General features: G+C 73.1%; 10 protein-coding genes and 1 pseudogene. 6 read left to right on the plus strand and 5 right to left on the minus strand.

From position 1 onward, the window contains the following. Nucleotides 1-312 precede the first annotated feature (312 nt). From ADK54_RS08695 to ADK54_RS08720, 5 genes are all read left to right on the plus strand, one after another. Nucleotides 313-558: a hypothetical protein gene (locus tag ADK54_RS08695; RefSeq protein WP_053724969.1), complete on the plus strand. Its 246-nt coding sequence runs from the start codon at nucleotides 313-315 to the stop codon at nucleotides 556-558. Between the two features lie 36 nt (nucleotides 559-594). Beyond that, nucleotides 595-984, plus strand: a complete 390-nt coding sequence (locus ADK54_RS08700; protein ID WP_053724970.1) for a hypothetical protein — start codon at nucleotides 595-597, stop codon at nucleotides 982-984. A gap of 297 nt (nucleotides 985-1,281) precedes the next feature. Next, nucleotides 1,282-1,599 (plus strand): hypothetical protein, encoded by a 318-nt coding sequence (locus ADK54_RS08705; RefSeq protein WP_053724971.1) that lies wholly within the window; start codon nucleotides 1,282-1,284, stop codon nucleotides 1,597-1,599. Between the two features lie 320 nt (nucleotides 1,600-1,919). Next, nucleotides 1,920-2,243, plus strand: a complete 324-nt coding sequence (locus tag ADK54_RS08715) for a hypothetical protein (protein WP_159047674.1) — start codon at nucleotides 1,920-1,922, stop codon at nucleotides 2,241-2,243. Between the two features lie 270 nt (nucleotides 2,244-2,513). After that, entirely contained in the window at nucleotides 2,514-3,218 is a 705-nt protein-coding gene (locus ADK54_RS08720; RefSeq protein WP_053724974.1) for a TniQ family protein, read from the plus strand. A 98-nt stretch (nucleotides 3,219-3,316) separates the two neighbouring features. On the opposite strand, the gene ADK54_RS08725 is transcribed toward ADK54_RS08720, so the two are convergent. Further along, nucleotides 3,317-3,493, minus strand: a complete 177-nt coding sequence (locus ADK54_RS08725) for a hypothetical protein (protein WP_159047675.1) — start codon at nucleotides 3,491-3,493, stop codon at nucleotides 3,317-3,319. A 552-nt stretch (nucleotides 3,494-4,045) separates the two neighbouring features. Continuing rightward, nucleotides 4,046-4,219, minus strand: coding sequence for a hypothetical protein (locus tag ADK54_RS45780; RefSeq protein ID WP_159047676.1), 174 nt, complete (start codon nucleotides 4,217-4,219; stop codon nucleotides 4,046-4,048). A gap of 294 nt (nucleotides 4,220-4,513) precedes the next feature. Here ADK54_RS45780 and ADK54_RS08730 point away from each other — a divergent pair, with 294 nt between their 5' ends. Beyond that, a complete protein-coding gene (locus ADK54_RS08730) occupies nucleotides 4,514-5,152 on the plus strand; it encodes a hypothetical protein (RefSeq protein ID WP_053724976.1) in 639 nt (212 codons plus the stop codon). A 227-nt stretch (nucleotides 5,153-5,379) separates the two neighbouring features. Here ADK54_RS08730 and ADK54_RS08735 read toward each other — a convergent pair whose 3' ends face one another. From ADK54_RS08735 to ADK54_RS08745, 3 genes and pseudogenes are all read right to left on the minus strand, one after another. Then, nucleotides 5,380-5,694 (minus strand): hypothetical protein, encoded by a 315-nt coding sequence (locus tag ADK54_RS08735; protein WP_159047677.1) that lies wholly within the window; start codon nucleotides 5,692-5,694, stop codon nucleotides 5,380-5,382. A gap of 583 nt (nucleotides 5,695-6,277) precedes the next feature. Then, the gene (locus tag ADK54_RS08740; protein WP_053724978.1) at nucleotides 6,278-6,745 is read right to left on the minus strand and encodes a hypothetical protein; all 468 of its coding nucleotides are present in this window, start codon (nucleotides 6,743-6,745) and stop codon (nucleotides 6,278-6,280) included. A gap of 233 nt (nucleotides 6,746-6,978) precedes the next feature. Then, nucleotides 6,979-7,845: pseudogene (locus ADK54_RS08745) on the minus strand (hypothetical protein); the annotation flags it as partial.

A 7,845-nucleotide genomic window follows, 5' to 3' on the forward strand; every position in this document is an offset into this window, starting at 1 on the left:
TCGACCCCGCCCCGGGCGGCCCCGCCCCGGCCCCTGCCACCGGGCGCACCAAGGACGACGCCATCCGCGCCTACCTGCGCACCCTCGGCGCCTGGCCCGACGCCATCACCTACGCCCACATCCGCTACACACCCCCACGCTGAACACCCGCCCGCACCACACCGCGACTGGCCCCCGGGCGGGAACCGCAGGCGGCGTCTCACACCCCCGTGATGACCCTTTACATTTGACGCATGAGCCACCTCTGGAGTACATTAGTGACTAACGGGGAGGGGAACCGCCCCCACGCTCACCCCTTCGGGAAAGGACCCCATGCACCAGTCCGAGGCAGACCAGGCCCGCGCTTTCGCCGGTGAAGTCACCAGGCTCATCGAGAAGTTCGAATCCGACAGCAGCCTGGCCGACCCCCAGAAGGCGATCGACTACCTGACGCTGATGCGCACGGAAGTCCTCGAATTCGCCGACAACCCGGCCGACGCCAGCCTGCGCCGTGGCATCGAAGCCCACATCACGAACTTCATCGACCTCACCCGCAAGGCCAGCCACCAGGCCGGATAACACCCCACCACCCCCTCCCCCGAAGGAGTTGTGACGATGCCCCGACGCACGACCGACACACTGAAGCTGCGCGCCCCGCTCCCCGCCCTCCAGGGCGTCTCCGACCTCCGGATCCGGGCGACCTACCCCACCAACGGCCCCGACGGGTGGACGGTGGCTCTCCTGCGCCTGCCCAACGACTACTACGTCGTCGTCGGACACCAGCCGAACGAACAGTGGGCCGCGGTGTACCGCCACTACGTCGTGCCGGGAACCCGCGTCGAGGACCCGCGCGACGTACGGACCGACCCGGTCACGGGCGTCGACATGCCCCACGGCATCAGGTTCCGCTGGCGCGACGGCAGGGGCATCTCATCCGTCCTGCGCGCCCTCGCCCCCCTCGACCGCGTCGACAGCGGCCCCTCCCTCCCCTCCGCCAAGAGCTGACGCCTCACACCGCCCCCGACCCGGGCACGCGCACGGAACATCTCGGCGCGGCCCGGAACGGCGCGGCGCGCTCAGGCTCAGTGACGACCGAGGGTAGGCAGCCCGGCCGAGGCAGCCCGTACGCTCCGCCCCCGGCGAGCGGCAAGGCCGTCCTTGAGGATCCGGCGGGCCCGGGCACTCCGCAGCCGGGCCTCCAGCGCCCGGCCAGCCTCGACGGCGGCGACGTCCGTCCAGCACGGCGGCGCGGGCAGCTGAACACCCCCTGAACCCCACGGCCAAGAACAGAAGGAAGCGTTCATGACGCATGCCACCTACTCCACCGTCCGCTACTACCTCGGCAAGAAGTTCAGCCTGAGCCGGACCTCTACCGGGCGCCGCTCCGGACATCGCTGGACCGAGGGCGCGCAGGTCCGCACCTCGCCCACGCTCGGCGTGATCGTGGACTACCTGGAGAGCCATGCCGTAGGGGGCTCCGACGGTTCGCTCCGAAAGAAGCAGCTGAAAGCCGTCCGGGAGTACCTGGAACAGCGCTTCACCGTAGAGGACCACCCCGCCCGTGACGGCCGCATGGTCATCTCCGACAAGCTGTCGAGCCCCGCCCCTAACGCCCAGTAGCCTCACATGTACCGCATCGCCTCCCGGCCAGCCCCTGGGTGGTCTTCGACCTGCGCGACCGTGAGTACACGGTCACGACGCGCGAACACACCCTCGCCAGGGAGCACTCCCGGCCCCGCCGCCGCAAGCGCCGCTGACCCCCACCACGCCCCGCCGTGCCCCCAGCCGCCAGGCGGGCCCGGCCTGGCGGGGACCCGCACCGACTGCGCCAACGCCTCCAGGAGCCGCCGGGCACGCAACACCGTCGCTGTCGCAGCTACCAAGGGACTTTCATGAGCCACCAGCCTTCCACCGTATGCAGTCTCCGCCCGAGTGCATACATGTCCCGTAACGGAACACCCAAGCGGGGCCAGTGCCCCTACGAACCGCACTGGGTCGTGACGAACGGAACCGGAGAGGGGACGTTTCTGTCCTGCCGGAAGCATCTCAACGCCCTCGTCGAACTCGCGCTCGCACGCAGCACCGCGACCTCCATCGCAGTCAAGCCCATGCAGGAGACGCGCAAGAAGCCCGAGGACCTGGCCGCTCAGGAAGCCATCGCGCGCCGCAAGCGGGCCGAGCAGGTCGCCATGCGAGCCCTGGTGGCCGAGCAGAGGGAGCGCTTCGAGCTGCTGGTCCGAATCGCCTTCACCAGCGAGGCCTAAACCCCCACCCGCACCCAGTCCCTGCCGGGCGGACCGGTACAACGCGTCACCCGCCTTCCGGCCGCCCCCACCGCTCTCACCGCCGCGCCCGCCACTACGATGACGGTGCATCAAGGGCAACCGCGCCGCGCCCGGTCCACCCGCACCTCGACGCCCACACCGTCGAAGGGGACCGCAGACGTCTGAGACTCGCGCGAGCAGCTGTGTCATGCCCTCCTCCAAGGCGGCCGGCGCGTGTGGGGCAGCAGGCCGGACGAGGACCGAGACGACATGACCGACCCCCGCAACCGGGAGCACAGCCGCGCCGTACGCGCCTACCAGCGCGCCCACCCCGGCACCACTCTGGACCAGGCCCGCAGGGCCGTCGCCGACCGCGCCGGCCGCCGGCCCGGACTCCCGGCCCCGATCCCCGGCGCCCCTCTGCCCCGCCCCGCCGAGCGGCTCGACGGCTACGTGCAGCGCGTCGCCGCTGCGGCCGGCGTCCAGCGGCACCGCGCGATGGAACTCCTGGGGCTGGAACCCGGCACCTCGGCCACCGAGCGCCTGGACGACCTCGCCGACGGCCTGCCCGACCACACCGTCCAGGCCCTCACCGCCGCCACCGGCATGACCCCCGAGCAGGCCCGCGCGCTGACTGCCCCGCACACCGCCGCCGGCCGGATCCCGGACCTCGAGAACCTGGCGCCGCGCCGGCTCCTGCAGGACAAGCACCCCCGGCCCGGAGGCGCGGGCAAGACCCGCACGGACGCGGGCGATCTCGCCCGGCTCCTCGCCCAGACATACGGCCCACGAGTCCTCCCCGTCGACCTGCCCGTGCACGAGCTCTTCCCGGCCCCCTACCGCCCGGTCATCGCCGATCTGGACTGGCCCTTCGACGCCCCCCGGCCGCCCCTCGACCCCGACGTCTTCGACGAGGTCGCCACGGCCCTCGGGACCGGGCAGGACACCAGCACGGACGCGCCGCGGCAAGAGTAGCGGCCCGCGCGGCCCCGACGCCGTCGGCCGGGCCAGGCGCAGCGGCCTGGTCCGCCGGCGGCGCACGGAAGGCGCCGCCGCGCGGACTCGTCGGCGGGTCAGCCGGCCGCCGCGTCTCCCTCCCCAGCGGCCGACGCCCCCGCTCCGCGGCGGACGCCCACCTCCTGGGCCGCCTGCTCCAGCACCTCCCACAGGCCGCGGGGCCGCTGCCTGCGCGAACTACCGAAGGCCTCCCCGGGGGCGGTGAGCAGCAGGTGCCCGTGCACGCCGCTCACCCGCATTCCGGCCGGCTCCCGGGCTCCTACCGATACGCGCCGCAACCGGCAGGCCGGGCAGCCCCGTTCGCCCTCCCGTGTGAAGCAGCTTTCGCCCCAGACTGTCCCCGCGCTAGATTCCTCTCGTCGCAGCCCGGGGCACCGGGAATGACCCGGACCTCCACCATGAGCAAGCACAGCGCTCGGAGAACCGATCCGCGTACGTCAGAACCTGACGTCCCCAAGGGTTGGGTGTCCAGTAACTCCCGGGATTCCGGGGATGCTTAGCCCGTCCGGTCTCCCGGGCGGGCTCATTCACGTTGCAGCCCCCTAGGCCGGCGCGACCTACGCATCCCGGGCCGACGAGCGGCGGGTGCCCGGCGCGGGTCTGCCCATCGCCCCCCGCAGACCGCACCACCCGGGCACTGTCCGCACGGCCGAAGGCCTCCCGCGGCACACGTAGCGGGCCACGCGGGCGGACAAGCCCGCGCGACGCCGCCGGCCAGGGACGGGGCGCAGCGGCCCGGCCCGGCTGGCGGCGTACGGAAGTGGCGCCATCCGGACTCGTCACGGTCAGCCGGCCGCGGTGTCTTCCTGCGGGCGGCCGGCGTCCTCCCGCTCCGCGGCGGGCGCCATCTCCTGGGCCGCCTGCTCCAGTGCCTCGCGCCGGGCGCGGGCCCGCTGGCTGCGCGAGCTGCCGAAGGCCTCCCCGGGGGGCGGTGCGCAGCAGGTGCCCGTGCGCGCCACCCCGCACGAGTTGTCCGATCTCGGTGAACTGGGGGCGTCCCGCTGATCATGGCGATCGTCCAGGACTCCCCGGCAGCGCCGGCGCCGGAGCGGACCGCCTCCCGACTCACCGCGCTCTGGAGGGAGTTGCCTCTCAGCACGGTCTGTCAGTGACCCGTGCCATGATGACCACCTGCCCAGAGCACTGGGCTGTTGCTCCCCGCCGACGCGGGGATTGTCTCCGCCGACGCGGAGGTCTCCAGGCGCCCCGACGCCCGGATGCCCGAACAGTCCCCAGCCCCTGGGAGCCCTTCCGTGAGCCCTTCCGGCTACGAGCCCGACCACCTGTACACCGTGTACGAGCTCACCGAGTCCCCGGAGACCGGCGAGAACGTCCCCGTCGTCATCTCCTGGTGGCACAACCCCGACCCGGCCGCCGCACAGGCCACGGCCGGCGCTGCCGAGTACAGGGAATTCATCCGCCTCACGCGCATGCACGAGCACATGGCGCACTACCTCACCGAACGGCTCGGCGGCGAACGCACGTACCTGTCCCTCGTGGGCACGCGGGGCCGGATGCGCCATCACCCGCTCGACCTGGTCCTGATGGAGGGCGCCGAACTGCCCGTTCCCGACCCGCTCCCCTACAGCCTCGGCCACGCCCTGGTCCACGCGGACACCGGCGTGTACGTCCTGGTCGCCGATCCGCAGCCCGGACCGCCCGACTGGAACACACTCAACACCCTGGTCGACGCCGACCCGGCCGGCGTAGGCATGGCCCGCTTCGAGCTGCGGGCCGACGATGCCGCCCGACACCACTACAACGGCCCCCCACCCGGGTCCGGCCCGACGGAGGAACTGGTGAACCGCGTCCTGAGCGAGGAGGACCCCTCTCTGCGCGAGGGACTGCGGCTCATCCTCGGCATCCCCCGCCCCGGCGAGCGTCACATCTGACCCTGCTCCTTCGCTCCACCGGCGAACTCCAGGCCAGCGCCCAAACCCTTCCGGACTCGCCATCATCACCCGGGGCACCCTCGCGGAGACCGGACAGCATTCCCGCTGCCCGCACCCCGGGCAGCAGGCACCGGCTCCCGGGCTTCTCCAGCACCCCCCTGCGCCGGCGTCACCATCTGGTGCGCGCCTCCGCAGACGCTGGCGCAGAAGCAGCGGCGCGGCGGCCGTCAGCCGGCCCCGGCTTCCTCGGCGGCGGGCTCGTCCTGGTCCTGGGTGAGCGGCGGGTACTCGGCCAGGATCTGCTCGAGCACCTTGTAGAGCGCGCCCGCCCGTGCGCTGCCCGGACTCCCGAAGGCCTCCCGCTCCGTGGTCAGCAGCAGCACCCAGTGCGCGCCCGTCATCCGCATCCGCCCGGCAGCCCGCACCGCGGACAGCACACGGCCCTGCTCCTTCGCCCCCAACGGCCCCCGCACCGGCGTCACCAGCTGGTGCGCAGGACCCCGCAACGCCTGACGCAGATGCAGCGGCACCTCGCCCCACACCGGGTCGCCCTCCCCCGGCAGGCGTCTTTCCGCGAGAATTGCTGGGACTTCTGGACCCCAACGCCGCAGTCGGCCGCCGGCGCTCCGGAGGGCCACGCCGCCGAACGAGTAACGCGCCGCCGGCCAGCGAGCGCTACGGGGAGCAGCGTTCCGGCCGAGGAGCAGCGAGCAGCGGCACGGCCCCGGGCCGGATCGTCCTCCCCCCGCCAGCAGCTGGCCCCGCCCCGGTGCGGCGCAACTGGACTGCCGGCCCGCGGGGTTACGGGCGCGCCAACCGCAGCCGGTACCGGGCACGGCGAGGCGGGGCGTACTGCGCCGTCGACACGAGGAGCGCAGCAGTAGACGGCGGCCTCGGTGTACCGGGTGCCGGGTGTCACGCCGCACCCTCAAAACGCCCAGGTCGGCAGAGGGACACCACGACTGCACACCAGCAGAACAGAGGCCCGGGGCGCGGGGCGGCAGGTTTTCCAGGATCGGTCCTCGGCGGCGGCCGGACGGAACCGGCTACCGCTGGCCGCTCTTGGACGTTTCTGGACGCCGGCTGACGTCACCGTCCGGGGCCGTTCTCCAGCGGCGCAGCTTCTTACGTGGCGGCGTAGGCGATCGAGGCTGCCACCAGTCGTCCTCTCTCTGCCGCGGAGGTGAGTTGGCGCTGCTGCTCCAGTTCACCGCCGCAACGCGGCAGCCCCAGGTCGTCCGCCACGTACAGCACGACATAGCCCACCCGCTGCGCGAGGTACTCCCACCGTGCTGGAACCTCGCCCGGCAGCGTGAGCAGCGGTTCCTCCTCCCCGGGCATGTGCACCCGGATCACCTTGGTGGCACGGTGCAGGTGCAGCCGCCAGCCGTGAGCTTCACGGATCCGCATAGGGGTGCCCGCTTTGACCAGCGGCAGACCGGCCCTGAGCAGCACGGCCAGCAGTTTGGGCATCAGCGGCCCGGTGGGCCCGGGGCGCAGTTCACCGTGCGGGTTCTGGACGGCGTACCAGGCCAGTCTGTCCTGTGACATCCCGGCGGACCATGCCCTGCTCATCTCCTCGGTCGTGCTCATCCAAATGCCTCATCCTGTGGGTGGCTAGGAAGAACCCCGGAGTTCAACGACCGGACACCATCCTGGCTACGGCAGCGAGACGGAGCGCGCAGCAACGCTGCCGAACGAGTAAACGCGGCGCGCGGCGGGGAGCAGCGTTCCGGCCGAGGAGCAGCAGCGAGCGGCGGCACGGCCCCGGGCCGGGGCGGCCGGCCGACAGCCGCCGCTCCACGGTCCGGTCCCGGGGCGGCAGTTCAGCCAGCTGCGGGCGCTACCGGCGCATCCTGGTCCCGGGCCTGGGCCAGGGGCGGGTGTTCGGCGAGGATCTGCTCGAGCACCCCGTAGAACGCGCCGGCCCGCGCGCTGCGCGCACTCCCGAAGGCATCCCGCTCGGTGGTCATCAGCAACAGCCAGTGCGCGCCGGTCATCCGCATCCGCTCGGCAGCCCGTACCGCCGAGAGCACACTGCGCTGTTCCTTCGCCTTCAACGGCCCGCGCACCGGCGTCACCAGCTGGTGCGCGGGCCCCCGCAACGCCTGACGCAAGCGGATCGGCATGTCCGCCCACGACGGGTCGTCCTCCCCCGGCAGCAGCCGGCCCCGCGCGGCCCCCGCCTCCACCCGCACCGACGAGGCCGAGTCGGGCTCGGACGGGGCGTCATCGGCCGCCTGCACCTCCGCTTCCCTCGGCCCCGGCACGGCCGCGGCCCCTTCCACCACCGTGCCCTTCGGCGCCGCCGCACCGGCCCCGGCACCTGGCCCGGCCCCGGAGACCAGGACGGACCCGTCGACGGACTCGGCCGCATGGCCGGGCACCGGAGCGGCCCCGGCAGAACCGGGCGCGGACACCACGCTCTTGGAGCTCCCCGCGACGGCCGGCGCCACGAAGTCGGCCACCACCTGCTCCAGGACCTCGAACACCCGCCGCGCCCGATCACTGCGCGCACCGCCGAACGACTCCCGCGGCGCGCCCAGCAACGCCAGCCAGTGCTTCCCGCCCATCCGCCGGCCATCAGCCGCCCGCAGCGCGAACCGCACCCCCGAATTCCCCCTCTCCCGCAACACCGCCGGCTCCGGCGACCCCACCCGGTCCCCCCCCACCATCACGTCCTGACCCAGATG

Source organism: Streptomyces sp. WM6378 (assembly GCF_001279695.1).
Taxonomy (GTDB): domain Bacteria; phylum Actinomycetota; class Actinomycetes; order Streptomycetales; family Streptomycetaceae; genus Streptomyces.

Excerpts from the sequence above, each read along its gene's own strand:
- ADK54_RS08705 (WP_053724971.1), top strand. The coding sequence starts at position 1,282 with ATGACGCATGCCACCTACTCCACCGTCCGCTACTACCTCGGCAAGAAG.
- ADK54_RS08715 (WP_159047674.1), top strand. The coding sequence starts at position 1,920 with ATGTCCCGTAACGGAACACCCAAGCGGGGCCAGTGCCCCTACGAACCG.
- ADK54_RS08700 (WP_053724970.1), top strand. The coding sequence starts at position 595 with ATGCCCCGACGCACGACCGACACACTGAAGCTGCGCGCCCCGCTCCCC.
- ADK54_RS08695 (WP_053724969.1), top strand. The coding sequence starts at position 313 with ATGCACCAGTCCGAGGCAGACCAGGCCCGCGCTTTCGCCGGTGAAGTC.
- ADK54_RS08740 (WP_053724978.1), bottom strand. The coding sequence starts at position 6,745 with ATGAGCACGACCGAGGAGATGAGCAGGGCATGGTCCGCCGGGATGTCA.
- ADK54_RS08720 (WP_053724974.1), top strand. The coding sequence starts at position 2,514 with ATGACCGACCCCCGCAACCGGGAGCACAGCCGCGCCGTACGCGCCTAC.